Annotated in this window: 25 protein-coding genes and 4 pseudogenes; 14 read left to right on the forward strand and 15 right to left on the reverse strand. The window is 58.3% G+C overall.

Annotated features, from left to right (window positions below):
- Window positions 1-118: 118 nt before the first annotated feature.
- Together ABRP64_RS06575 and ABRP64_RS06580 are read right to left on the reverse strand one after the other, a co-directional pair.
- A pseudogene (locus ABRP64_RS06575) lies at window positions 119-637 on the reverse strand (ATP-grasp domain-containing protein); the annotation flags it as partial.
- Window positions 638-916: 279 nt separating this feature from the next.
- Entirely contained in the window at window positions 917-1,828 is a 912-nt protein-coding gene (locus ABRP64_RS06580; RefSeq protein ID WP_234457548.1) for a DMT family transporter, read from the reverse strand.
- Between the two features lie 316 nt (window positions 1,829-2,144).
- Here ABRP64_RS06580 and ABRP64_RS06585 point away from each other — a divergent pair, with 316 nt between their 5' ends.
- Both ABRP64_RS06585 and ABRP64_RS06590 read left to right on the forward strand, forming a co-directional pair.
- Window positions 2,145-2,645, forward strand: coding sequence for a transposase (locus tag ABRP64_RS06585; RefSeq protein ID WP_237791549.1), 501 nt, complete (start codon window positions 2,145-2,147; stop codon window positions 2,643-2,645).
- 341 nt (window positions 2,646-2,986) lie between these two features.
- Window positions 2,987-3,301, forward strand: a pseudogene (locus tag ABRP64_RS06590) (integrase core domain-containing protein).
- Here the strand turns inward: ABRP64_RS06590 and ABRP64_RS06595 are convergent.
- A complete protein-coding gene (locus ABRP64_RS06595) occupies window positions 3,231-3,401 on the reverse strand; it encodes a hypothetical protein (protein ID WP_200449860.1) in 171 nt (56 codons plus the stop codon). The pseudogene ABRP64_RS06590 and the gene ABRP64_RS06595 overlap by 71 nt on opposite strands.
- A gap of 37 nt (window positions 3,402-3,438) precedes the next feature.
- On the opposite strand from ABRP64_RS06595, the pseudogene ABRP64_RS06600 reads away from it, so the two are divergent.
- Both ABRP64_RS06600 and ABRP64_RS06605 read left to right on the forward strand, forming a co-directional pair.
- Window positions 3,439-3,666, forward strand: a pseudogene (locus ABRP64_RS06600) (integrase core domain-containing protein); the annotation flags it as partial.
- 99 nt (window positions 3,667-3,765) lie between these two features.
- A pseudogene (locus ABRP64_RS06605) lies at window positions 3,766-3,915 on the forward strand (IS110 family transposase); the annotation flags it as partial.
- A gap of 74 nt (window positions 3,916-3,989) precedes the next feature.
- On the opposite strand, the gene ABRP64_RS06610 reads toward ABRP64_RS06605, so the two are convergent.
- The 3 genes from ABRP64_RS06610 to ABRP64_RS06620 are packed head-to-tail and all read right to left on the reverse strand — an operon-like array spanning window position 3,990 to window position 6,809.
- Complete coding sequence (locus ABRP64_RS06610; protein WP_284771030.1) at window positions 3,990-4,754, reverse strand: ABC transporter ATP-binding protein; 765 nt, start codon at window positions 4,752-4,754, stop codon at window positions 3,990-3,992.
- On the reverse strand, window positions 4,747-5,625 hold the full coding sequence (locus tag ABRP64_RS06615) for an ABC transporter permease (RefSeq protein WP_284771029.1): 879 nt from the start codon (window positions 5,623-5,625) through the stop codon (window positions 4,747-4,749). Before ABRP64_RS06615 ends, ABRP64_RS06610 begins: the two co-directional genes overlap by 8 nt.
- Window positions 5,626-5,639: 14 nt before the next feature.
- Window positions 5,640-6,809 carry an ABC transporter substrate-binding protein gene (locus ABRP64_RS06620; RefSeq protein WP_284771028.1) on the reverse strand — a complete coding sequence of 390 codons (1,170 nt, stop codon included), beginning with the start codon at window positions 6,807-6,809 and terminating at the stop codon, window positions 5,640-5,642.
- Between the two features lie 227 nt (window positions 6,810-7,036).
- On the opposite strand from ABRP64_RS06620, the gene ABRP64_RS06625 reads away from it, so the two are divergent.
- The gene (locus ABRP64_RS06625) at window positions 7,037-7,582 is read left to right on the forward strand and encodes an OsmC family protein (RefSeq protein ID WP_284771027.1); all 546 of its coding nucleotides are present in this window, start codon (window positions 7,037-7,039) and stop codon (window positions 7,580-7,582) included.
- Window positions 7,583-7,640: 58 nt separating this feature from the next.
- Here the strand turns inward: ABRP64_RS06625 and ABRP64_RS06630 are convergent, their stop codons facing one another.
- A complete protein-coding gene (locus tag ABRP64_RS06630) occupies window positions 7,641-8,651 on the reverse strand; it encodes an o-succinylbenzoate synthase (RefSeq protein ID WP_284771026.1) in 1,011 nt (336 codons plus the stop codon).
- Window positions 8,652-8,903: 252 nt separating this feature from the next.
- On the opposite strand from ABRP64_RS06630, the gene cas9 reads away from it, so the two are divergent.
- The 8 genes from cas9 (at window position 8,904) to ABRP64_RS06670 (ending at window position 17,683) form a co-directional block, all read left to right on the forward strand.
- Window positions 8,904-12,203: a type II CRISPR RNA-guided endonuclease Cas9 gene (cas9, locus tag ABRP64_RS06635; protein ID WP_284783281.1), complete on the forward strand. Its 3,300-nt coding sequence runs from the start codon at window positions 8,904-8,906 to the stop codon at window positions 12,201-12,203.
- 4 nt (window positions 12,204-12,207) lie between these two features.
- The gene (cas1, locus tag ABRP64_RS06640; RefSeq protein WP_284771025.1) at window positions 12,208-13,122 is read left to right on the forward strand and encodes a type II CRISPR-associated endonuclease Cas1; all 915 of its coding nucleotides are present in this window, start codon (window positions 12,208-12,210) and stop codon (window positions 13,120-13,122) included.
- Window positions 13,106-13,435, forward strand: coding sequence for a CRISPR-associated endonuclease Cas2 (gene cas2 / locus ABRP64_RS06645; protein WP_005281056.1), 330 nt, complete (start codon window positions 13,106-13,108; stop codon window positions 13,433-13,435). Before cas1 ends, cas2 begins: the two co-directional genes overlap by 17 nt.
- A 196-nt stretch (window positions 13,436-13,631) precedes the next feature.
- Entirely contained in the window at window positions 13,632-14,093 is a 462-nt protein-coding gene (locus ABRP64_RS06650; RefSeq protein ID WP_284783280.1) for a DIP1984 family protein, read from the forward strand.
- A 300-nt stretch (window positions 14,094-14,393) separates the two neighbouring features.
- Window positions 14,394-15,362, forward strand: a complete 969-nt coding sequence (locus ABRP64_RS06655) for a 1,4-dihydroxy-2-naphthoyl-CoA synthase (RefSeq protein ID WP_284783278.1) — start codon at window positions 14,394-14,396, stop codon at window positions 15,360-15,362.
- A gap of 15 nt (window positions 15,363-15,377) precedes the next feature.
- The gene (locus ABRP64_RS06660; RefSeq protein ID WP_023028231.1) at window positions 15,378-15,518 is read left to right on the forward strand and encodes a hypothetical protein; all 141 of its coding nucleotides are present in this window, start codon (window positions 15,378-15,380) and stop codon (window positions 15,516-15,518) included.
- Window positions 15,519-15,584: 66 nt separating this feature from the next.
- Window positions 15,585-16,721, forward strand: coding sequence for an o-succinylbenzoate--CoA ligase (menE, locus tag ABRP64_RS06665; protein WP_284785382.1), 1,137 nt, complete (start codon window positions 15,585-15,587; stop codon window positions 16,719-16,721).
- 56 nt (window positions 16,722-16,777) lie between these two features.
- A complete protein-coding gene (locus tag ABRP64_RS06670; RefSeq protein WP_284771023.1) occupies window positions 16,778-17,683 on the forward strand; it encodes a 1,4-dihydroxy-2-naphthoate polyprenyltransferase in 906 nt (301 codons plus the stop codon).
- A 22-nt stretch (window positions 17,684-17,705) separates the two neighbouring features.
- Here the strand turns inward: ABRP64_RS06670 and ABRP64_RS06675 are convergent, their stop codons facing one another.
- A complete protein-coding gene (locus ABRP64_RS06675; RefSeq protein WP_284771022.1) occupies window positions 17,706-18,029 on the reverse strand; it encodes a DUF4229 domain-containing protein in 324 nt (107 codons plus the stop codon).
- A gap of 38 nt (window positions 18,030-18,067) precedes the next feature.
- Here ABRP64_RS06675 and ABRP64_RS06680 point away from each other — a divergent pair, with 38 nt between their 5' ends.
- Complete coding sequence (locus ABRP64_RS06680) at window positions 18,068-18,343, forward strand: hypothetical protein (RefSeq protein WP_284771021.1); 276 nt, start codon at window positions 18,068-18,070, stop codon at window positions 18,341-18,343.
- Here the strand turns inward: ABRP64_RS06680 and ABRP64_RS06685 are convergent.
- The 7 genes from ABRP64_RS06685 to hemL all read right to left on the reverse strand — a co-directional run bounded on the left by ABRP64_RS06685 (window position 18,340) and on the right by hemL (window position 24,774).
- A complete protein-coding gene (locus tag ABRP64_RS06685) occupies window positions 18,340-18,597 on the reverse strand; it encodes a helix-turn-helix domain-containing protein (RefSeq protein WP_023016668.1) in 258 nt (85 codons plus the stop codon). The genes ABRP64_RS06680 and ABRP64_RS06685 overlap by 4 nt on opposite strands.
- Complete coding sequence (ccsB, locus tag ABRP64_RS06690) at window positions 18,598-19,662, reverse strand: c-type cytochrome biogenesis protein CcsB (protein WP_284771020.1); 1,065 nt, start codon at window positions 19,660-19,662, stop codon at window positions 18,598-18,600.
- Between the two features lie 82 nt (window positions 19,663-19,744).
- Window positions 19,745-21,376: a cytochrome c biogenesis protein ResB gene (locus ABRP64_RS06695; protein ID WP_284771019.1), complete on the reverse strand. Its 1,632-nt coding sequence runs from the start codon at window positions 21,374-21,376 to the stop codon at window positions 19,745-19,747.
- A gap of 7 nt (window positions 21,377-21,383) precedes the next feature.
- Complete coding sequence (locus tag ABRP64_RS06700) at window positions 21,384-22,187, reverse strand: cytochrome c biogenesis CcdA family protein (protein ID WP_284771018.1); 804 nt, start codon at window positions 22,185-22,187, stop codon at window positions 21,384-21,386.
- Window positions 22,188-22,805: a TlpA disulfide reductase family protein gene (locus ABRP64_RS06705; RefSeq protein WP_284783272.1), complete on the reverse strand. Its 618-nt coding sequence runs from the start codon at window positions 22,803-22,805 to the stop codon at window positions 22,188-22,190. It abuts the gene before it with no gap.
- Window positions 22,805-23,413, reverse strand: a complete 609-nt coding sequence (locus ABRP64_RS06710) for a histidine phosphatase family protein (RefSeq protein WP_284771016.1) — start codon at window positions 23,411-23,413, stop codon at window positions 22,805-22,807. The genes ABRP64_RS06705 and ABRP64_RS06710 overlap by 1 nt, the downstream gene beginning before the upstream one ends.
- 50 nt (window positions 23,414-23,463) lie before the next feature.
- Entirely contained in the window at window positions 23,464-24,774 is a 1,311-nt protein-coding gene (gene hemL / locus ABRP64_RS06715; protein ID WP_284771015.1) for a glutamate-1-semialdehyde 2,1-aminomutase, read from the reverse strand.
- Window positions 24,775-24,879 lie beyond the last annotated feature (105 nt).

A 24,879-nucleotide genomic window follows, 5' to 3' on the forward strand; every position in this document is an offset into this window, starting at 1 on the left:
GCACGAGTATCCGGCTGGAAACAAGCCATCAACCAAATGGCCGTGGCCTTTCCCGACCGCTTCGACAAATACCTATAGTCCGACCCCACACACAAACAACTTGACACGCTCTACAGCGACCGTTGTATTCAATAAGTACCCACTGCCCCTTAGACCACCTCAGTTCCACGTGGGAGGCTCCGAAGTTTACTTCCAGAGCGTCAAGGAGCGATAAGGTATATTCCACGGCACCGGAATAGTGGTTGTCCTCCGGTCCTACTGTGATAGCTGAATATATGTGGGGAGCTCCAGATTCCTCCGTAAGTCCGTATCGGAAAACTTCGGTCACAATATGACGCCCTTCGGCTGTCACCGTGTTCACAAAATATTGAGGTCCGTCTACGTACTCCTGAAGAACCACGGAGGGTGATTTTTCTCCTAGCAAAGTCGTAGAATTTTGAATGGTAGTAATCGCCTGAAGAGTCTCGGGTTCTGTTTTGCAGAAATAGACATGGTCACTGCCCCCGCTTCCCACAGGCTTGACAACACAATCCTTGACCAGGGACGGGTCTAGATAAAGGCTGTCTTGTGCAGAAGCGGAGGATAGGGTAACAGACCTTGGGGCACGCAGTCCATATTGGTGAGCAACTTCAATCATTCCTTGCTTATGGCGACGGTGCCAGATCTTCTCTCTACCGTTATGCGGTAGTCCTAACTCAGCTGAAACCCACTCAGCTATGGATACTCCTGATTCGCTTCCCGGCACAACAAGGTCAAATTTTTCTTGGCTACATTCCCGGAGTAGGGCCAGGGCCCATGGATCGGAAATGCTCCCGTCTTCGTTAGCTGAGATGGCATACGGCGGGTTAGCAGTAGCAACCTCTACGTCCCTTTTTGGCGCAGGGTTGCCACCAGATCGGCGCCACTTGAAGAATCATCAACTACTAATATTTTCATTTTTCCGTGTTCCCCACATTGCTTGGCTTATGGTTATTGCCACAATGAGCATCAACAAAGTTAACTGAATTGGTTCGACTTGAGAGCCCAATGCCACCTCGGTAGCCATCACCACGGCCGGAAGGGCCGCGATGATCAGTGCCGAGATGAAAGGCGGCGCTAAGGTAATTCCCCACTGCAAGAGCAGGATAGGAAAAGTAATGCACATCACCGATAGCAGGACGATTGACAGGGTAGAGCCTCGAAGCATCTCCGCTTCCACGGAAAAGAAAGCCACGAGACCGCTAATAATCCAAGCTAAGTGAAACCTCACTGCTGCAATCGTGAGAACGCTGTTCCCTTGTTCAGTAGCCCAGCGCGAGGAGTAAAGCACTCCTACCGCAGAAATTCCTGCGCCTACAGCTAGAGCGAAACCCAGATAAGACTGGGGTGAACTGCTTCCCGTTCCTAGGAAGAAAAAACATAGAGCCAGAACCACTACTGCAGTTGTTGACACCAATGAACTGCTGAGCCTTCTGGCCGACCAAGTCATTATTACTGCGACAATAAAAGGGCCGACTCCTGTTTCGATGACACTTGCTGCAGTGGACTGCATCAAAGTAGTGGAAACATAGAATAAGCAGAAAGCGCCCGCAGTAAACAGATTGAGGCTTGCTGCAGTTATCATTTTCATGGGGGGATGCGGTGTTTCCGTAGCTCGGTATTTTCTACGATAAAACGCTAAATAGACCACTGTGGAGATAATCGCCGCGATAAGAAACGCTGAAAACGTAGTAAAAGTAGATAGCTCTGGGTCTACTTGGGCTCCGACTATCGCAGTGCCGATTCCTTGCCATAGGACAGCTAGGGCTACGATAACCGCCCCTACACCTGGTTTATTGGACTGGATCATAAAACCTTACCCTCAAAATCCGTAAAGTTAACTTAATAGGTGCTGTTGCAAAGTTGGGCGGAGAGCAGCGAAGACTCAGTTTCTCATTCCCTGATGGCCGCTGCGTGTGGGCGTTGTTAGGCCATCTCGAAGATGAAGTGCCCCGAGTTTTGTTCCTAGGCATTTGCCTTGATTTCTATTATTCCCTGTTGCGGGGTCTTCTTCCAAAATTCGGTTTCCACCTCGGCTGGGGTTGGTCTGGGCTGGATTAAATAGACCATGTGGTTTGATCGTGTCTTCCGTGACAGCCCCTTGTTGGGCGGGAAGACTGATAATCATGAAGAAGTTTTCAAAACACACTCCTGAGCAGATCGTGGCCAAGCTTGATAAAGCCCGATCCATGAAGGCCTCGGGTAGTACCGTAGCCGAAGTCTGCCGCGACCTCGGTGTTAGCGAGGCAACCTACCGTCGCTGGGTCAAGCAGTACGGCGAGATGTCCCGCAGCGAAGCCTGCCGCTTTAAAGAACTGCAGGAAGAAAACGCCAAGCTTACCCGCCTACTCGGAGAAGCCGAGCTGGAAAAACCGCTACTAAAAGGAGCATGCGGAGGCAAAAATTCTTTCCCCGGCACGCAAATTATGAAGCCATCGATGACGTTGTATCCGTGGGCTATTCGGTGCGCTTTGCCTGTCGCGTGGTCGGGGTCTCTAGAGCGGCATACTACAACGCCCGCACACACCACCAGCAGCCCAGCGTGGATAAGTACGCTGCTCTACGCAGGTGGCTCGTCACTTTCGCTGGTGAGCACCGACGCTGGGGCTATCGCCGCGCTTGGGTGAAAGCCCAGGCCAGCTGGTTTTACCTGTGGCCGTGATGTGGTGTATTACCTGTGGCGCCAGGAGGGTTTGCGGGTCTTGCCTCGCAAAGCTGGTAAGCAACGGTGCTTGCCTGTGCCAACGCCGCGTACGCAGCCAGCGACATGTCCGGGGCACGTGTGGGCACTGGACTTCCAGTTCGATAGCGACTACCAGGGCAAAGCCTTTTAAGATCTGCAACGTGATCGACGAGTTTACCCGTGAGCATGTTGGTTTCGAGGTCGCTCGGTCAATTACTGCTACTGCGGTGATTGACCTGCTGGAGAACGTGAGCTGCTGTGCGTGGCAGGCCTCGGGTGTTACGTATGGATAACGGCCCGGAGTTCATCAGCCGTGAGCTGGCTAGTTGGGCTGCTAAGCAAGACACTGTCGAGGCGTTCATCCCACCGGGAATGCCATGGCATAACGGGTTTGTGGAGTCCTTCCACAACCGGCTACGCGACGAGCTGTGAGAGGACGAGATGTTCGACGACCCCGCCCATGCGTCGCGTTGCCTGCGACTGTGGTCGAAGCGCTATAATACCTATCATCCTCATTCGAGCCTAGGGTTTATCCCGCCGACTGAGTACGCCAACCAATGGCACCACACCCAGGAAGGCACTCAAACCGCCCGGTCTTAAAAACCAGCCCGGCCCACATCGACATGTTTTCCGCCAAGATGCGGTCTTCCACGAGACGGACCACACGATCCTTGGCATCCTGGTCAAATTTTCTCGGCACGTTCCAGATTTTCCCATCTACTCAAACGGAACAAAACCTGGGACACTTCACACAAGCATTTAGAAACTACTGCTCATCGTTAGGTGTACGCCAGTCCATGGGCGCGGTTGGAACGAGTGCCGATAATGCCCTGGCAGAATCATTTAACGCCACCTTAAAGCGGGAAGTACTGCGTGATAGGAAACTCTTTGAAAGTCCAATCAGCTGCCGCCAGGAAATCTTCCGGTGGTGCATGGACTACAACACCCGAAGGCGCCACTCCTGGTGCAATCTTGTAGCTCCTGATGTCTTTGAAGCCGAGACTTCAGCTACACTAACTAAAGCAGCACAGCTACCCCCGACGTGTCCACATTTCGGGGGTCAGGCCCTTATGTCGAATTCGCCCAATCGGGCTGGCAACAAAAAATTAAAGAACGCCCTATGGCAATCGTCTTTTGCATCGATCAGATTCCACGAGCGTTCCCGGCAATTCTATGAACGAAAACGCAAAGAAGGCAAAAGACTCAACGCCGCAGCAACCTAAAGTCAACACACGCCCAACAAGCCCACCCACGAAGTTGACAACCTATATAGGAACATCCTCTCGCTCTAGCCGTTTTCTAGCAGCCCCAGCAGCCGCTCGCGCAGCTCATTTTTCCGCTCCACCACCGCGGAGTCTTCGCTGCCGCTGCGCGGGCGGGGCAAGCCCACTTCGATGTCCTCGATGATGGTGGCCTCTGGCCCCGGCGACATCACCAAGATGCGGTCCGAGAGCAAAACCGCCTCATCCACGTCGTGGGTGACCATGACCACCGTACGGCGGTTTTCTTCCCACACGTTAAGCAACAGCGACTGCAGCTGGCGGCGGGTAAGCGCATCCAATGCGCCGAAGGGCTCATCGAGCAATAAGATATCCGAGCCGATGGCAAAGGCGCGCGCCAAACCGACGCGCTGTTGCATGCCACCGGATAACCGCGATGGGCGCCTATCTGCCGCATGGCCCAGGCTGACCTCATCGAGGAACTCCTGTGCAATCTGGGTGCGCTCCGCCTTTGATAGTTCCGGGCGAGCCGAACGCAGCCCGAATTCGATATTCCCACGCGCCGTCATCCACGGCAGCAGCGCGTGGTTTTGAAATACCACACCGCGGTCTGGGCCTGGGCCGGTCACGGCCTCGCCTCGCGCGCGCACCTCGCCGGTAGAGGGAAATGCCAGGCCCGCGATCATATTCAGCATGGTGGACTTGCCGGAGCCCGATGGCCCCAGCAGGGATACGAATTCGCCCTCCCCAATGGATACTGAGGTATCCCCAATGATCTTGGTTGGGCCGTAGCTTTTGGTAATACCAGCAAATTCGATATGGGCATTAGTCATAGCGCACCACTTTCTGCAGGGAAGCAACGAGGTAATCCAGAGCTAATCCGATGACACCGATCAGCACGATGACCACGACGATGGCGTCAATATCGAGGCGGTTCCACATATTCCAGACAAAGAAACCGACGCCTTGGCCGCCGACGAGCATTTCCGCGGCCACGATGACTAACCAGGCGGTCGATAGCGATTGCCGCATGCCGGTGATAATCCCTGGCAGCGCAGCCGGCCCGACGATGTAGAGGAGCTGTTGCATCCGGTTCGTGCCGAGCGTGGCCGCTAGGTTCTTATACGTGGGGTGAATCCCACGGACCGCCTCGATGGTATTGAGCAGCGTCGGCCACAAGGCAGAGAGGATGATGACGAAGACGGCGGTATTTTCGGCATCGCGAAGCAGCGCCAGGCCTAGTGGCAGCCACGCCAGCGGGGACACGGGGCGCAGGATCTGGACAAAGGGATCCGTCGCGCGGCGGAAGGTAGCCGAGGACCCCAGCCAAAAGCCCAGCGGAATAGCGATCACCATGGCGATGGCAAAGCCGATGAGCACGCGGCGCAGAGAGGCCACCATGTGCCAAAAGATGCCCACCGAGGCCGACCCATCCCGGTAGAAGGGATCAGAAAGGATCTCTACGGCCCTATCCCAGGTGCGCGCAGGAGTGGGGGCGATATCGGAAAGCCAGCCCGCGGCCGCGACCGCCTGCCAGATGGCGATGAAGGCAATGAAAAGCGCAACACCCAGGCCCATTGCCTTCCACGGGCTCTCCCGCCGCTTCTTCCGGCTGGCGGTGCGGCCCGAATGGGGCGCTGCTGAGTGGGTGTCAGTGGAGTGCGCTGTGCTGGTGCGAGCGCTCTGATTTTTCAGTGTCGTCATAAGCGTGGGAGTCCTTAACGCTGGTATCCGGCAGTGGGGTGCAGGGGATCGAAGGTATGGCCGTTGATCTCCACTGGGTCCGTAGTGAGATCGGCCTCGCGCGGCAAAACGGATTTCGTGACATCTAGCAGCGCTTGGTCATCCAGCGGCATTGCCTTTCCGCCCAGGTCCCAGCGGGCCATTTGGGCGGCCATCCACGTAATTGCGGTGGCAGAGGTGCTGCCGCCGAACTTAATCATCTGTGGATCCACCAGGTCCTTGCCGTCCCAGGTGGTGTAATTTCCGGCCAGCGCCCGCGAGATTAGCTCTTCTTTCTGGTTCAGGTACTTCTCCTTGGCCAGCATGGAGGCCGATTCATGGACGTGGTGCGGGCTATCGACGTACTGCGCACCTTCGTGCAGCGCCGCGACCACGCGGTCGCGCACGTCTCGGTCCACTTCCTTGGCCACGGCAACCGAGCAGCACGGGTGGTTTTCCCACATCTGGCGGGTGGGAACAAAGGCGCGGCCCGAGCCGGTAGTCAGGGCGCGCTGGTTGAAGGGCTCTGGGCCAATAAACCCGTCGATGGTGCCTACCGAAAGTTGTGCCACCATATCGGCCGGGCGCAAGAGGCGCAGTTCCACATCAGAGACCGGATCCACCCCGCCGGCCACGAGGTAATCGCGCAGCAAGAGCGCATGCACCGAATACTCAAAGGGGATGCCTAGCACCATGCCCTTTAGATCCTCAGGCCGCGACACGGTATCCAGGTGGGAGGTGGACAAGGTCAGTGCCTGCCCGTTGGTGTTTTGCGTAAAGGCCAATTCGGTGGGCCGGGAGGCATTGGTAGCCCCGGCATCGATGGCCAGCGGCATGGGCGAGAGCATGTGCGCCACGTCTAAGGCGCCGGTGGCATAGGCGGTCCAGAGATCCGCCCACCCCGCGAATTTGCGCAGCTCAACGTTGAGCCCCTGCTTTGCGAAGGCACCCAAGCCATCGGCTGCAACCAACGGTGACGCGCACGCGATGGGCACGAATCCGATGGTGAGGGTTTCCCCGCCCTGCCCAGATTTTCCGGACTGGGCGTTGCTTTCCTGCCGCGGCGAGGAGCATGCAGATAGCATCTGCGAGCCTACTGCTACCCCACCCATTGCCACTGCACTGCGCAGTATCTGCCGTCGCGACAGGTTTCGGTTGTGCACCATATGTTCTTTCTCAACTAGACCAAGTGGTTTGTTCAGAATGAACCTAGGCTAGGTACACTATGGTGTCAATTTCTAAATTCACAAGCCAGGAAATGCGGTGTCCTTATTTTTATTCATCACAGACCTGCCTTTCTCTACAAAATAGACCTCTCGTTCTAGATTTATATTTACCTTCGAGCTACCATGGCGCCATCAGTAAATAATCGTCTGATACAAGGAGCAATTTAATGTCTGATCTCACCCCGAACCACAAAGAAGGCGACGCTCTCGAGCCCATTGACGGCGAGAAGCTCAACGACCTAGCGCAGAAGAACATCGACAACCCTGAGGGCGCTAAGAAGCACGTCCGCTCCCACACTGAGGCAGACGGTCTCTTCCGCAATAACACCACCGTGCGCGGCCACACCATTAAGGTGGGCGAGCCTTTGCCGCTGCTTGGCGATGACTCCGCACCCAACCCCACCGAGGTCGCTCAGGCTGGTCTTGGTGCCTGCATCAACGTTGGCATCCAGGCCATCGCCCAGCACCGTGGCGTTACCCTGACCAAGCTGGAGCTCGACATCGTCGGCGACATCGACCTCTCCCCAACCTGGGGCGTTGGTGACTTGGGCGAGGACAAGCGCCCAGGAGTTTCCGACGTCAACGTTAAGGTCGACATCGACGGCGACGCCGACAAGGAAACCCTGCAGAAGATCGTGGACGACGCCATCAAGTGGTCCCCGGTTGTTAATACCTACACCCGCCCAGCCAACCTCACTCACGAGTTGGTCTAAGGTTTAGATAGATAAAAGCGCCTGGCAATTGCCAGGCGCTTTTATGCTTTAGGAGCAACTACAGGAATTGCCACGATTCCCGCAGGCGCTCGAACCACCAGTCGCGGCGGTTGGCCGACGCGGCTAGGTCGGACAGGCGGTCCGGTTCTGGGGCGAGGATTTCGGCGCGCAGGTGGCCGTCGTGTAGCTGGCGGGGCGCGGTGACGTCTTCTTCGAAGAGGCTTCCCGTGGCCAGGCCCGCTGCGGCCGGGGTGACGTCGATGTCCTCGTCGTCATAGATTTGTGGCAACGCCGCCACCGCCGCTAGGCCCATATTGATGCCGATGGAGGTATCCAGCGCCGAGGCCACCGTAATATCCATATGCCGTTCGCGCAGGTGCTGTGCCACGTCGAGGACGCGGCGCACCCCGCCCAGCGGCGCGGGTTTCACCACCGCTACATCTGCCGCCTGCAGATCCGCCACGCGGTACGGATCCTCAACCTTGCGAATGGATTCATCCGCGGCCACGCGCACAAAAAGCCCATTGCGCATGAGCTGCCTGCGCACCTCCACCAATTCTTCCGCGCTCGCGCAGGGTTGTTCCATATAGTCCAGCGGCATGAGCGCTTGGGCGGCTTCTACTGCCTCGGCCACGCTCCAGCCGCCATTGGCGTCCACGCGCAGCACAGGAATAACGCCGCGGGCGCTGACGTGATCGCGGACGGCGTGGACGCGCGCGATGTCATCGGCAAGCGTCTGGCCTTTCTCCGCCACCTTGATCTTGAACGTCCGGCAGCCGGGATAGCGATCCACAATCGCCGGAACCTCGCTAGCGGGAACGGCGGGAATGGTGGCGTTGACCTCTACCCACTCTCGGACAGGCTCCGGAAAGCCCTCGTAGGCCGCCTCCAACCCGGCGCGCAGCCACGCGGCCGACTCCGCAGGCCCGTATTCCAGGAACGGCGCAAATTCACCCCAACCGGCAGGCCCTTCAATCAGCAACGCCTCCCGCGTGGTGATGCCGCGAAACTTCACGGCCAGCGGGAGGGAGACTACGTGGGCGCGGTCGAGCACGTCATCGATGTTCATAGGTTCATACTATCAGCCGTACTTATCAATACCTAAGTAAGAACACTCCAGCACACACCGTCCATTGTATTCAATTTATACTAACCCCAAAAGAGGGAAATTTTTCATCGCATCAACAAGTCCAATAAATAATCGGATAGAATGTACCTCGAGAATTGAACCTCAGTAAGCGTCGGCCCGTTTCCGGCGTTGAAGAATGCTCCAGCCGAACCTTCGGGTTCGGCTTTTCTTGTATCTGAAAGGCTTATCCTTATGTCTCTCCTATACCGCGTCGGTATCGATGTCGGCACCTACTCATTGGGGTGCACTGCCATCGAAGTCGATGACAATGACCAGCCGGTTAGCATCCTGAGCTCCGTTTCGCTCATTCACGACTCTGGGCTAGATCCAGATCAACAGAAAAGGGCAGTAACTCGACTCGCTTCTTCTGGTGTAGCTCGTCGAACGCGCCGCCTTTATCGCCGTCGACGGCGCCGCATGGTAAAGCTAGAAAATTTTCTCACTGCACAAGGGTGGGAGACACTCCCCTTCGAGCGCTATTCCGATCCTTATCTTCCTTGGCATGCACGCGTAGCCCTTGTCAATGGTTATATCTCTGACGATACTCAGCGAGGACAATACCTTTCTATCGCTTTTCGTCACATTGCCAATCACCGTGGCTGGCGCAATCCATATTGGAAGGTGTCGAGCCTTTACTCGCCCGACAAGCCAAGCGATGCATTTGAACAAATACGCAAAGAACTGGAAGCTTCCACTGGGCGTCAGATTCCTGAGACCGCTACCGTCGGTCAGCTAATTTCTTTTGCTCAATTTGGCAAAGATAGATTGCGCGGTGGTGGTAAGCAAAAAGATAAGAAGAAACCACAAGAACAGGTTAACCAAGCAGTAATTTCTGCCAGGCTGCACCAAATCGACCACGCCCGTGAAATCAATGAGATCTGTCGCGTCCAAAAGATTGATGACACGCTACGAAAGCAGATTTTGGATCTTGTTTTCGCTGCGGAATCTCCCAAAGGCGCACAGAAAGGACGCGTAGGCAAAGATCCACTGCAACCAAAGCTATTCCGCGCCCTCAAAGCTTCAGATGCTTTTCAGCAATACCGAATTGCGGCTCTGACTGGAAATCTCCGAATTTACCGTAACGGCGTCACAGTTCCTCTCGACCGGGACGAAAAGCTCATCGTCTTTAATTACCTAGTCAACCTCCCAAAGAAAGAGGAGCCGTCCTGGCTAAAGATCGCCGAGATCTTAAATATTGAGCGAGGCCAACTACGCGGCACCGCCACAATGACGGATGATGGCGAACGCGCCGGCGCTACGCCTCCAGTACATGACACCAATAGAACTATCCTGGATTCCAAGGTTAAATCCCTTGCCCACTGGTGGGAAAACGCCTCAGATGACGAACGCGCGGCTATGCTTAAATCGCTGTCAAACTCAGAGGTGGAGGACTTCGACTCCCCTGCAGGAGCACAGGTACAAGCCTTCTTTACAAATTTGGATGAGACCGAACAAGAAAAACTAGATTCTCTTCACCTTCCCATGGGACGGGCCGCATACAGCGAAGACACATTAATGCGCCTGACCAACCGTATGCTCGACGAAAACCTAGACCTTTATGAAGCACGTCTGGCTGAATTTGGTATCCCCAAGGATTGGACTCCTCCTGCTCCTCGGATTGGCGAACCCGTTGGCAACCCTGCCGTAGATCGTGTCCTCAAGGGGGTAGCACGATGGTTAGAAGCTGCCGCAGACGAATGGGGAGCTCCCAAATCAGTAGTAATTGAACACGTTCGCGATGGGTTCGTCAGCAAATCCAAAGCAATCGAAATTGACCGCGCAAATAACAATCGTCATAAACGAAGCCGAGAGCTCTTTCAGAAAATGCAAGAAAACCTCGGTATCGAAGGAAAGGTACGCTCTTCTGATTTGTGGCGTTACCAGTCCGTACAAAGGCAAAATTGTCAATGCGCTTATTGCGGTTCTCCCATTACCTATACGACCTGCGAGATGGACCATATCGTCCCACGCGCAGGCGAGGGTTCCACCAATACGAGAGATAACTTGGTTGCAACTTGCCACCGCTGCAACCTTGCGAAGAAGAACATCCCCTTTGCGGTGTGGGCCGAAAAGTCGACTATCCCAGGCGTAAGTGTCAAAGAAGCGTTAGATAGAACACGGCACTGGTCAGAGGACTCCGGAATGTCCAAAAAGGACTTCCAGAAGTTTCGCAAAAGCGTATGCGAAAGACTCAATCGCACGGTTGTCGATGAGCCCCTAGATGCCCGTTCCATGGAATCAGTAGCGTGGATGGCAAATGAACTACGCGGCCGAGTGGCGCAACGCTTCCAAGAGGAAAATGCGACGGTCAATGTCTATCGCGGCGCTCTTACTGCTGAAGCTCGCAGAGCCGCCGGTATCACGGACAAGCTGCGGTTTATTGATGGAACCGGAAAATCCCGTCTTGACCGCCGCCACCACGCAGTTGATGCGGCAGTTGTCGCATTCATTCACAACTATGTAGCAGAGACACTGGCGATTCGCTCCAATAAAAAGCGTGAAGCTCAGCTGCTACAAGGCACTTCGCAATGGAAAGAGTTCACTGGCTCCGATGATAAGCACCGTGCGGTGTGGAATGCTTGGATTCCCAAAATGCAGAAGCTGGCTGTTCTATTGCAGATTGCTCTGGATGAAGACCGTATCGTCGTTACCTCTAATTTGCGCTTGCGCCTAGGAAACGGCCGCGCGCACGAAGACACCATTAGCGAGTTAAAGACCATTCGGGTTGGTGACGCCATATCCGTTACTGATATCGACCGAGCTTCTAGCGAAGCCCTATGGTGCGCCCTTACCCGCGAACCGGACTTCGATGAAAAGGACGGACTACCTGAGAATCCCAACCGCCGGATTCGCGTCCATGGGACATGGTACGACGCAGAAGATGAAATCGAAGTATTCCCAGTAGGTGCGGGAGCTATCAAAGTACGAGGCGGGTACGCCAAACTCAGCCGGTTCCACCATGCGCGCGTTTATAAAATCCCCGGGAAAAAGGCACCTATCTACTGCATGCTTCGTGTCTACAACACCGATCTCGTGCAGCACCGCCACGAAGATCTGTTTTCTGTGGAGCTCAAACCACAAACCATGTCTGTCCGCCAAGCAGAACCAAAGCTGCGAAAGGCACTAGCAGAAAACACAGCGGAGTATCTTGGTTGGTTGGTCACTGATGACGAGCTAATAATTGATACATCCACCTTCCGCACTGGCCTTATCGAGGAAATGCAAAGCGAATTCAGCCTAGTCCGTCGTTGGAGATTGGACGGGTTTGATTCACCTTCATTGCTAACTCTTCGTCCACTGCATATGAGCGCCGAAGGATTGCCCGACGATTGTGCACTAGGATCTAGGAAAATTATTGATACCAAGGGATGGCGTGTATCTATCAACAAAGTCTTTAATGCGGGCAATACGACAGTTGTCAGGCGTGATGCGTTGGGTAGAGCCAGACTGACTAGCAATGCACACTTGCCAATTTCTTGGAAGGAAGAGTAAGAAAATGAATGCTGGATGGCGGGTAATAGACTGTCTGAGTCTCCACGGTTCACTTCGCTATTCTCGAGGTCAACTCGTCATCGGCAAAGACGATTCCGCCGAGGTCGCAATACCACTATCCCAAATTGCAGTGGTTCTGGTTGGCACCAAGAGTTCAATTAGCGGAGCTGTACTTCAAAAGTTCGGAGACTATGACATTGCATTGATCGTCTGCGATTGGCGAGGCGTTCCAGTCTCCGGTGCCTATCCATGGAATCCGCACTCAAGGTTGGGAGCACGACAACAAGCTCAGGCTCAACTTTCTTTACCTAAGAAAAAGCAAGCCTGGACACGAATAGTCGCCGCCAAAATCCACGGTCAGGCATCTGTGTTGGAGGCTTTAGGCAAAACGGGAGCAAACGACTTAGTCAAGCTTTCGCGAACAGTAAAGTCCGGGGATCCCGAGAACCGGGAGGCCCAAGCTGCACGAAAGTATTGGTCTTATCTTTCTCATGACCAAGCATTTTCCCGTTTACCTGGTGCTGGCGATCCTGGATGGAATTCCGCGCTAGATTATGGCTACACGCTCTTGCGTGGATACGGAATTCGTGCCATCGTCGGCGCCGGGTTGTCTGGAACGCTCGGAGTATTTCACCACGGTCGCGGAAATAACTGGGCACTCGTCGACGATCTCATGGAGCCATTCAGGCCCATGGTGGATCAGATCGTATTCACGAAAATTAATTATGGCGAGGAATTAGAGTCTACCCAAAAGACAACTATTTCCAACGCCCTTACTTGTGTGTTTGAAGCTGGTGGCAAATCCCTCAGCACGGTTTTTAATGAATTTGGCCAACACTACGGTCTCTACGTCGAGGGAGCCGTTCGCGATTTAAGTGTGCCCCGATGGGAAGGGGTCCTCGATGCCAGCGAAGGATAGCGAACCAATGTGGTGTGTGGTGATGTTCGATCTACCTGTTAAAACTAAGAAGCAGACTAGTGAGGCGAACAAATTCCGAAATCAACTCTTGGATCTCGGTTTTTGCAGATCTCAATTGAGCGTTTACGTCCAATACTTCCCTTTATCTTCTCGAATCGCTTCTACCGTTAAACAGATCAAAGCCCATCTTCCGGAAGGTGGTGACATCAGGATCATTTCAATCACTGATAACCAGTGGGCAAAAGCCATCAGGTTTTCTAAGGCGGAGACCGCTGAAGTGGAAGATAAACCATCTCAGCTGGTAATTTTTTAAGACAGGATCACCAATAAACCCCAGTTAAACGGCCCATTTTGGGCCGCACTGAAGTCTATCAGGGGTAATGAGAACTGAACCCCAGCCAAAGAAATCTATTAAGCAGTGGATAAAAACATCTTTCATCCTTAGAAACCATTGACCCCAGTTCCCTGCCCCGGCTACTTTGGTTCCTACCTACCCTGAAGGAGGAACCATGTTACTGGCAGAGGCATTAGCAGAGCGCGCGCAGGCGCAGGAACGGCTCACTGAGCTGCGCGAGCGCCTGCTCTCCGTCGTGCGCGTGCAGGAGGGCGATACCCCGGACGAGGATCCGGCCGAGCTTTTGCGCGAGTTGGAGAGCATTACCGGGCGCATCGATAAGCTCGTGCAGGCCATCAATGCCACGAACGTGGCCACCGATTTTGATGGCGAGAGGAACTTGATGCAGGCACTTGCGCTTCGCGATGGCCTCGTGCGCACCCGCCGCATCTACCACGACCTCGCCCAGGCCGCGGGCGCGCGCCAGGACCGCTACTCCCGCGCGGAGATTAAGTTCGTGGCCACGCTTCCGGTAGCAGAGCTGCGCAAGCGGGTCGATGACCTGTCCAAGCAGTACCGGGAGCTTGATACCCGCATCCAGCAGTTGAACTGGAATACGGAACTGATAACTCCATAGCGAAGCTTTAGTCATGCCACGCCGCGCGCGTGGCGGTAGCCTTTGCGCACTTGCAGCGAGTATGCCCCCGCCTTCGAGGGGAAATTCGAGGACATCTAGGCACCCTTTGGCGTTAAAGGGTTGAGGAAGTTCGAGTCTTCCCACCGTATTGATGACCGCGCCGGCATAGGGTACACGGGTACATTGCGGGAAACCCTCGCAGTTATTGAGTATCGATTATTACCAGCATGCTGGGCAGTGCGTAGAGGTGAGGGTTGGGAATGGGGACTAAACTTTTTCGCGCCCACTATGCTGGGCGCTATGAGCGAGCAGAAGAAATACAGCACCGAAAATCCATTCCGCGAGGAATTGTGGCGCCCAGTTGAGGGCTTTGGGGATCTCACGGACGTCACCTACCACCGTCTGGCGGCGGACGGTCGGAAGAATGGGATTGTGCGCATCGCCATCGACAGGCCGGAGGTGCGCAATGCTTTCCGGCCGCACACCGTGGATGAGCTGTATCGCACTTTGGATCACGCCCGCCGCACCCCGGATGTGGGCACGATCTTGCTTACCGGCAATGGGCCCTCGCAAAAAGATGGCGGCTGGGCGTTTTGTTCCGGCGGTGACCAGCGCATTCGTGGGCGCTCAGGGTATCGCTATGCCACCGAGCACGTCCACGACGATGCCACGGCGGATGAATCCAGCGTCGATGAGGCCCGCGCCAAGGTCGAAGGCGGCCGCCTACACATCCTGGAGGTCCAGCGCCTTATCCGCACCATGCCCAAGGTGGTTATCGCCGTGGTCAATGGGTGGGCCGCCGGCGGCGGGCACTCGCTGCACGTGGTCTGCGATATGACCGTGGCCTCCCGCCAGGAGGCGCGCTTTAAGCAGACGGACGCGGACGTTGGATCCTTCGATGCGGGCTATGGCTCGGCCTACCTAGCCAAGATGGTGGGCCAGAAATTCGCCCGCGAGATCTTCTTTTTGGGCCGCACTTACGATGCCCAGCGCATGTATGAGATGGGCGCGGTCAATGAGGTCGCGGACCACGGCGAGCTCGAGGATGCCGCCATCCGCATGGGCCAGGAAATCAATATGAAGTCCCCCACCGCCCAGCGCATGCTGAAATTCGCGTTCAACCTCACCGATGATGGCCTGATGGGCCAGCAGGTCTTCGCCGGAGAGGCCACCCGCTTGGCCTATATGACCGATGAGGCCGTCGAGGGCAAGCAGTCCTTCCTGGACAAGCGCGAGCCCAACTGGGACGAGTTCCCGTACTACTATTAAGGAGTGCCCCGCACCGTGCTCATCGCATTTTGTATCCTGCTCGCGGTCCTCGCCGTCGCGGGCGTGCTCGGCTCCCGCGTGTGGATGCTGCGCCGCATTAAGGAGGCCGAGGCCAATAACGAACGTCCCTTTGATCAGGAGGACACCTACCGCTGATCCCTGTATCGACTCACCCCGGCCGCAACCGGGGTTTGTCCCGCCGTGGCCTTAAGATCTAGTGCCGTGACTATCCTCGCCCCCTTGCCCGTCGATCCGCATGACCCCGCGGCCATCCTGCCGGACCTCGAATCCGCCATTGTCGGCAGGTCCTGCTTTTTGCCGCTGCCGCTTGCCGATGCCACCCGCGCCACCCTCCTGCGCAATTCCCAGCGCGCCGGCGAGCCCATCGCAGAGGACATCGCGCTCGTGGTCTCCACTTCAGGGTCCACCGGCACCCCAAAGGGCGCGCAATTAACGCCAGCCAACCTGGTGGCCAGCGCCGATGCCACCCACCAGGTCCTCGGTGGCCCTGGGCAATGGCTCTTGGCGATGCCCGCCCACCACATCGCCGGCATCCAGGTCCTCGTCCGTTCCCTGGTGGCCGGGGTGGATCCGCTCTGCCTCGATCTCAGCGAAGGCTTTGATATCTCAGCCTTCGCCCGCGCCGCCGCGGAGCTCTCCCGCACCGGCGACCGCACCTACACCGCGCTCACCCCGCTGCAGCTGGCCAAAGCCATGGATGTGCCGGAGGGCATCGATGCGCTCCAGAGTTTCGATGCCATCTTGGTGGGCGGTGCCGCCATCCACCCGCGCCTGCACGCCGCGGCCGCGGATCAGGGCATCACTATCACCACCACCTACGGTTCCTCCGAGACCGCCGGCGGCTGCGTCTACGATGGCCGCCCACTGCCCGGTACGACGGCCCGCGTCCAGGACGGCCGCATCTTACTCGGCGGGCCCACCATCGCGCAGGGCTACCGCAATGCCCCAAGCCACGAGGCGTTTCCCGGAAACGGGTGGTTCGCCACTTCCGATGCCGGCGTCATCGAAGATGGCATCCTCACCGTCACCGGGCGCCTCGATAATGTCATCGACTCCGGCGGGTTGAAGCTGCACCCAGAGGTCTTGGAACGCGAAATCCTCCGGGTGCCCGGTGTTGCCGAGGCGTGCGTCGTCGGTATCCCGCACCCGCGGCTGGGCCAAGCCATCGTGGCCGCCTATACCGGTAATGCCGAGCTTGGCGATATCTTCGAGGCCCTCGAAGACGCCGAACTTCCCCGTTGGCAGCTGCCTAAAGATTTAAAGCACCTTGCGGAATTTCCCACCACCGGCCCCGGCAAGGTAGACCGCCAGGCCGTCGCCGCAGTCTTTAACGCCTAGCCCCCACCGCAGGCCCCAGCTTCCTGATTGCTTTACGCCCACTACGCAGTGGCACAATGGTGGCTATGACTTCATCAGCCGGTAATTATTCCGCGACCGCCAAGGATTGGATCAATGGTGCTCGCCCACATACGTGGGCCAACGCCTTCGCACCCGTTATCGCAGGTACGGGCGCGGCCTTCGGTATTAGCGGCGGGCATATCGGCCGCGCGGTGTTCGCGTTCATCGTGGCGTGGGCGCTTATTATCGGCGTGAACTATGCCAACGACTATTCCGATGGCATCCGCGGTACCGATGATGACCGCACCGGCCCGCAGCGGCTGACCGGCAGCGGGCTTGCGCAGCCGCGCCACGTGAAATACGCCGCCTTTGGCTGCTTCGCCGTCGCCGGCCTGGCCGGAATCATCCTATCCCTGGCCGCTGGTGCCTGGTGGCTCATCCTCATCGGCGCGCTGTGCATCGCCGGTGCGTGGTTTTATACCGGCGGTAAGAACCCCTACGGCTACCGCGGTTTGGGCGAGGTCGCCGTCTTTGTCTTCTTCGGACTCGTCGCCGTGCTCGGCACCGAATTTACCCAAGCCGGCCGCATTTCCTGGACGGGCCTAGCCCTGGCCATCGGCATCGGCGCCATGAGCTCCGGGGTGAACCTGGTCAATAATATCCGCGATATTCCCTCCGATGCCGAGGCCGGCAAGATCACCCTCGCGGTACGGCTGGGCAATAAGAACGCCCGCCTGCTTTTTACGGGCCTACTGCTCTTGCCCTTCGTACTTACCATCGCGGTTGCCTTCGGCAGCTGGCTCGCGCTGGCTGGCCTGGTCTACTTCCCGTTTGCACTCCGCGCGGTGCGCACGGTCAATCGCGGCGCCACCGGACATCAGCTCATCCCCGTGCTGGGGCTGACCGGGCGCGCCATGCTCATCTGGGCAGTGATCGAGGCCATCGCCGTCGCCCTCATCTAGTCCAGGGCTAGGCTTTGCGCGCCTAGGCCTCCGCGCGGCCTTCCAATTCGGCCTGTACCCAGCGCTTGTGCGCCTTGCGTTGCGCGGAGTACTCCGCCAGCGTCTGCGTGGCCTCGATGCGCCAGTTTTTAAATATCAGCATCGATAGCGGCAGGGCCACAAAGAGCGCTAGGAGCGCTGCCACGAGTACGGGAATGGGGAAACCAATCCCTACCGCCAGCAGCTCGATGACCGCGGTGAGCGCGAGAAAAAGCACCACGCGCGCGAGCCCGTATTTCCATAGCGCCTTGCGCGAACGACGGCGCAGTTCGGGGTCTGGTTTCGGTGGCTCAGGGTTGTGCGTCATGGGGGTCGATTGTACGCCGTACAGGTAGAATAATCCGCATGGGTCGACTAATCCTCCTACTGCTTTTTGTCCTCGCCGCTTACCTGGTGTGGAAGGCCTTTGGGCCATCGTCCTGGAAGTCCCGCCAGGTTGAAGAACAACCGCGTTCCATCAAGGGCCCCGATGATGACGAGGAATTCCTGTGGAACCTGGAAAAGGAGCGCTTCAAGCAGCGCCGCAAGCAGGAGGCCGAGGAAGAAAAACGCCGCCAGCGCCGCACTCGCGACGCCGACGGCAACAATGGTTCAAAGGGCCCGAACGACAACCAGGATTAATCCTTTGGCACGAACCGCATCTCAAGTCCCAGCGCTTCTGCCACGGCGGTAACCTTCTCCCACCGCACGCCTGCCCCACCGTGCTCGATGGTGTGGAGGGTGGAGCGGGAGACCTGGGCGGCATCGGCAAGCTGCTGCTGGACGATGCCCAACTCACGCCTCCGCTGCGCAATCTGCGCGCCCAAGCCCAAGATGAGCTCGTTATCGCCGGCCGGCTTTCCCTGTTTATTGCGCGGGCTATGGTTGGTGGCCATTTAGTTCAGCCCCGCATAGGAGTGCAGGCCGGAGACCACCATATTGATGAAGAAGAGGTTGAATACCATCGCCGCCATGGCCAAAACGTTGATCCACGGCGCCGCCTTGCGGAAGGCCGGGGTCGCGCGCGCGTGCAGGTAGGCCGCATAGAGAATCCAGGTGGCAAAGGACATGGTTTCCTTCGGGTCCCAGCCCCAGAAGCGACCCCACGCGGATTCGGCCCAGATGGCGCCCAAGATGATGCCGAGGCCCAAGGTGGGCAGGGTGATAACGGCCAAGCGGTACGCCAAACGGTCAATCTTGGCCGCAGATGGCAGCGGATAAGCCAGAGCACCAAAGATGCCGCGCTCCGCGTTCTTTGGCTGCCACTGGCGCAACAGGGTCAATAGCGAGATGATGCCGGAAATGATGCCGATGGACGCGCCCAAGGACACCACCGTGACGTGGATGGGCAGCCAGTGCGATTGCAGGGCCGGCACCACCGGTGCAGACTCCGCATAGAGCTTGGTGGAGCCGTAAAACATCAGCGCCAGTACCGGGGTAAGGATCCACGGCCAGACCGTGCGCCATTCCTTGCGCTGCATGGCGATATTGCCCACCAGCAGCACGCCAAAGCTCACCATCAACACGTACTCGTAGAGGTTGCCAAATGGGAAACGGCCCGTCGCCAGACCGCGTAGCACGATGGCAGCGGCATGCAGGGCAATGCCAACCCACATCAGCGAGCTGGTCATGCCGCCGAGCTTATCCAGCTTGCGTTCCTTTTCCGCGACTTTTTCCTCGCTCATAGTTGCTGCCGCGGAGGCTGCCTCAGCTTCGTAATCGGTGCTGGCATCCGTTGCGCCCGTGCCGGTTGCAGCGTCAGAGCCGGTAGCGGTGCCAGCCTCGGCCCCTGCGCCGACCAATACCTTGGACGCCTCCGAGCGGCCCACGCGGCGCGCCTCGATGAGGCTGCGTATGCGGCCGTAGTACAACAGCGACATCAATAGCGCGACGCAGTACACCACGAATGCGGTCTGCACCGCGAGATCCGAGAAGTTCGACAGATTCTGATCAATCTGCAAGGGAGTCCACCTAGCCTTCACACGTGCGGGATAATGCTGATTACCTTACTCATGCACACAGCGGGATCCAACTATAGTTGGATCAATCATCAGTATAGAGTTTGTCTTCTTCCACCTCATCTGGATCCGGAAGCTCCAAGAGCGCGCGGTGCAGCTCGTGGAATTCCTCAGACCAGCCGGCGCGGTCGGTGCGGGCGAGACCACCCATCTCGAGGGTGGTGCCGCCGGCAGACTCCGGCTGCAGGCGAATATAGACGCGGCGGCGCTTAATCATCAGCGAGGCCACGAGGGATACCAACATGACCAGCGCGGATGCCAGCACCCAATTCTGGAATGGGTCATAGGAGACCTGGTAATTGGCAAATTCATTGGCACCGTCAAAGGTGATCTTGGTGCCATCATCAAGCGTGACGTCATCGCCTTGGCTCAGGTTCACGCGGTCGATCTTCTGCAGCTGCCCCGAGTGCACGAGGTTTGAATCCAGCGAGAAGAGCGACTGCGGCGTACCGGTATCGAGGCCGGCATCACCGCGGTAGATATCGACCGCCAACGCCGGATCATTCAGGCCCGGGTGGGAGGACTGCAAAAGCTTGCCGTTCTCACCGCTCCACTCGGCCGTCGGGGCGAAAAGCCCCTGGATGGCCAGCTGGTTCTGGCGGCGCTCGAAAAGGTCCGGGTACATGCCTGCCGGCGGGTCAAAGCGCAGCACGCCCGAAGATAGGAAGAAGGTCGTGTCAGTGGGCTGGAATTGGATGGTCTGCGTGCGCTTTTCACCATCCGGCCACTCCACCGTCACCGTCGGTGCATAGCCGTGGCCCTGCAGGTAGACGCGGTTTTGCGCCAAGCGCAGCGGGTGGTTGACCTTGAGCTCATAGTCCTTCCATTCGGAAGAGTCCTTATAAATATCGTCACCCTCCGCGTAGGAGACGTTGGAGGTAAACATCTCCGCCTGGCCATTGGGCAGGTACTTCGCGGTGAAGTCGTGCGCGGTCATGCAGAAGGGGTGGAGCCCAGTGCCATCGAAAAGCGGCCCTGCCCGGAAGGAGTCAAAGTTCGAGGTGGAGGTATTACAAAACTCCGTGGACTGCTCCAGCGAGGTATTGCCGCCCTGCGAGCCGGACTCCGTCACCACGATGACCTGGCCCTCGTAGTTGACCAGGCGGCCGGCGGCCACGGTGACCAGGATCGCTACCAGCGCGACGTGGAAAATGAGGTTGGCCAGCTCGCGGCCGTAGCCGCGCTCGGCGGAAAAGGCGTGCACCCCGGCGCGATCCTTATCCGGGCTGTATTCGGCCACGCGCCATTTTTTCAGGCGCTTGTGGATCTCCGCGCTGAGTTCTTCCTCGCTCTTTTCCGAATGCCCCTCGGCGCTCAGCGGCAGGCGGTGCAGGTACTTCGGCGCGCGCGTGGGCTGCGTGCGCCACGCCTTGTAGTGATCGATGGAGCGCGGAATGATGCAGCCAATGAGCGAGACCGCCAAAAGCAGGAAGATGGCTTGGAACCAGATGGAGGAAAAGACATCAAAAAGCTGCAGCTTATCGTAGATTTCCGCTACGGTGCCATTGGATTCGATGAACTCCTGCACGTTCTGCTCGTTCAGGTCGCGCTGCGGCAAGAGGGAGCCGGGGATGGCGGCGAGCGCCAGCAGGAAAAGCAGGGCCAGCGCGGTGCGCATGCTGGTAAGCCAGCGCCAGGCTTTGCGGATATATTTCACGTTTCTCCTAAATGAGGGTTGCGCCGTAGTCCACGGTCCATTTCTGGATATAGGAAATAAACTCGCCCCACAGGCCGGTAACCAGAGCAAGGCCCACGAGGATCATCGCCACGCCGCCAATGATCTGAATGGTGCGCGAATGCTTGCGGGCCCACGAAATGGTGCGCATCGCCCGCGCGGACCCCAGCGCCACCAGCAGGAACGGCAGTCCAAGGCCCAGGCAATACCCCACGATGAGCAGGGCGCCGCGGGCGGCGGTCATGCCTTCGGTGCCGGCGGAAATGGACACAATCGCTGCCAGCGTGGGGCCCAGGCACGGCGTCCACCCCAGCGCGAAAACACCGCCCAAAAGCGGCGCGCCCAGCCACGTAGTCCAGCGCTTTGGCGCCAGGCGGGTGTCTTTCTGCAGCGCTGGAATAGCCCCCAGGAAGACCACGCCCATCAAGATGGTGACGCCACCGCCCACGCGCATCAGCGTATCGGCGTTGAGCGTGAGCGCGGAAATCGCGCCAAAGACCGAGACCGTCGCCAGTACAAAGACCACGGTAAAGCCCAAGATGAACAGCGCTGCCGCCAGCACGACGGCCCATTGCCTGCGCTTGCCGACGCCCACCCCCAGCTTCTCGTCATAGCTCACCTCACCGCCAACCACGCTAGCGAGGTAAGAGATATAGCCGGGCACCAGCGGGATGACGCAGGGGCTGGCAAAGCTGACGAGACCCGCCAGAGCCGCGGCGAGGATGCCGAGGATCAACGGGCCGGAGGTGGCAGCTTCGGCAAACTGGCCGCCGATATTTGCTGCGTATTCCATTTATTCCTTTTCTAATTCATCCACAACATCCATCACGTCATCGGTGGTGATGGACCGCAAGAAAACGGTAGCCGGGCGGTGTTGTTTATCCAAGACGATCGTGGTCGGCACCACGGACGTAGGTACGCCGCCGAGCGCGGCGGCCGTCTTAAACGGCGGGTCATAGATGGAGGGGTAGTCCAGGCCGTTATCGTCCAAGAAGTCATTGGATACCTGCGGGTTATAGTCGCGCACGTTGATGCCTAAGACCGTGCCCAAGTCGCGTTTTTGCAGCTCGGCGTGCACCGCCTGCAGATCATCGGCCTCAGCGCGGCACGGCGCGCACCACTGACCCCAGGAATTCAAGACCACGACTTCGCCCTCGTAGTCATCCAAGGAAATGGTCTTATCCGTATCGCGGACATCGGCGCCGCTGAAGCTGCGCAGCGGTTTCCTATCGGCTTCCTCGTAGTGGATTTCCCGCTCCCCGCCCGGGGAGATGAACTCGAACTCGCCGCCGGTGGCCACCGCGTTTTGGGCGTTTTCGGCGTCCTGTGTGCAGGCAGAAAGGGTCAAGGCGGTTGCAGAAAGCGCGGCTGCCACAACGCGCGTTGCCGCACGGGTGCGTGTGCGTGCCATTAAATCTCCTGCGCCGGCGCGGAGTAGAAGATATCGGTGACCTGGTTATCCTCAAAGAGCAGCGAGGTTACCGAGGCCAGCGCGCACTCGCGATTCCACGGCGCATGCGGCAGGCGCTGGCCCAGCACCGTGCGCTGCACCATCACGATGGGCAGCTGGTGGCTCACCAGCACGGCCTCGTGGCCTTCTGCCGCGGTATGCGCGCGGTCGACCGCACCGAGCATGCGCTCGGCGATGCCCTCATACGCCTCACCCCACGACGGCTCCAGCGGGTTAGTCAGCTTGGGCCAGTGCCGCGGGTTCCACAGCGCCGATCGCAGGCCCTTGGTGCGCAAGCCCTCGAATTGGTTGCCGGACTCAATGAGCGTCTTATCGACGTCCACATTTAACCCCGTCACCTGCGCAATCGGCCGCGCCGTTTCCTGCGCGCGCTGCAGCGGCGAGGCCGCCAAATAGGTCACATCATGATCGCGGAAGCTTTCCGCCGTCCGCGCGGCCATGGAATGCCCGCGCGAGGATAGGTGATAGCCCGGAATGCGCCCGTACAGGATCTTTCCTGGGTTGTGTACCTCGCCATGGCGCACGAGGTGAACGATGGTGCGTGTCATGTCTCTCCTTGTTGAGCAGGCCTAATTGTGCAGGCCTAGTTGCGCAGGCCTTATTGTGCGGGACGCGCTGCGGCCGCGGCCTTCGCGGCGGGCTTGAGGGCGGCATCGATGCGCTCAAAGTCGGCATCGCCAAGAGCATCAGAGACGAACCAAGTCTCGAACGCGCTCGGTGCCACGTAGATGCCGTTTTCAAGCAGCGCGTGGAAGAACGGGGCAAAGCGGAAGTTCTCCGCGGACTGCATATCCGCGAAGTTGCGGCCTTCGCCCTCTGCGAAGCGAATGGAGAACATGGATGCCGCGCGCTGAATGTGGTGCGCCACGCCCTCAGCCTCCAGCGCGGAAGAAATCATCGCGCCGAGCTGGTCGGCCTTTTCTTGCAGGCGGGGGTAAAGGGATTCATCGGCAAGCTGCAGCGACTTCAATCCCGAAGCCATCGCCACCGGGTTACCGGACAAGGTGCCCGCCTGGTAAACCGGACCATCCGGTGCCAGGTAGTCCATGACCTCGGCGCGACCACCAAAGGCCGCAGCCGGCAAGCCACCAGAGACCACCTTGCCAAAGGTCACTAAGTCCGCCGCCACGCCATCGACGCCGTACCAACCCTTATACGAAGTGCGGAAGCCGGTCATGACCTCGTCGAGGATGAGCAGGGCGCCATCAGCATGCGCGATCTCCTTCAGCGCCGCGTTGAAGCCCTCATTCGGGGCCACGGTGCCCATATTGCCGGCAGAGGCCTCCGCAATGATGCAGGCAATCTGGCCCTCGTTCTCCGCAAAAGCCTCGCGCACCGCATCCAGATCGTTATAAGGAACGACGATGGTATCCTTCGCCGTCGCCCCCGTAACACCCGGCGAATCCGGCAGGCCGAACGTCGCCACGCCCGAGCCCGCCGATGCCAACAGCGCATCCACGTGCCCGTGGTAGCACCCCTCAAACTTCAGCACCTTCGCGCGGCCCGTATAGCCGCGGGCCAAACGCACCGCCGACATGGTCGCCTCCGTGCCGGAGTTAACCATGCGCACCTTATCGGCCGCAGTGCGCTTGACGATTTCCTCCGCCAGCAGCGCCTCCCCCTCCGTCGGCGTGCCAAAGCTCAGCCCGCCGGTGGCAGCCCGCTGCACGACCTCCACGATTTCCGGGTGCGCATTGCCGTGGATCATCGGGCCATACGAGCTCACGAGGTCGACGTACTCATTGCCATCGACATCCCACAGGCGTGATCCCTCGCCCCGCTCAATCACGCGGGCCTGGCCGCCCACGGAGCCGAAAGCGCGCACCGGCGAGTTCACCCCGCCCGGGATCACTTTGGAGGAACGCTCGAACCACTGTTGCGACTGGGAAGTATTAGGCATGTCTGTCATTCTAGCGACTCGCGCGACATACAAAAGTTTGACTGTGCATGTCGGCGTAATTCACAGCAACCCACTAAGCTTCCCCGCGGTTCCGTGACACGTCATAGAAACAGC

Origin of the sequence: Corynebacterium sp. KPL4015 (genome assembly GCF_040225725.1) — a bacterium.
Taxonomy (GTDB): Bacteria; Actinomycetota; Actinomycetes; order Mycobacteriales; family Mycobacteriaceae; genus Corynebacterium; species Corynebacterium rhinophilum.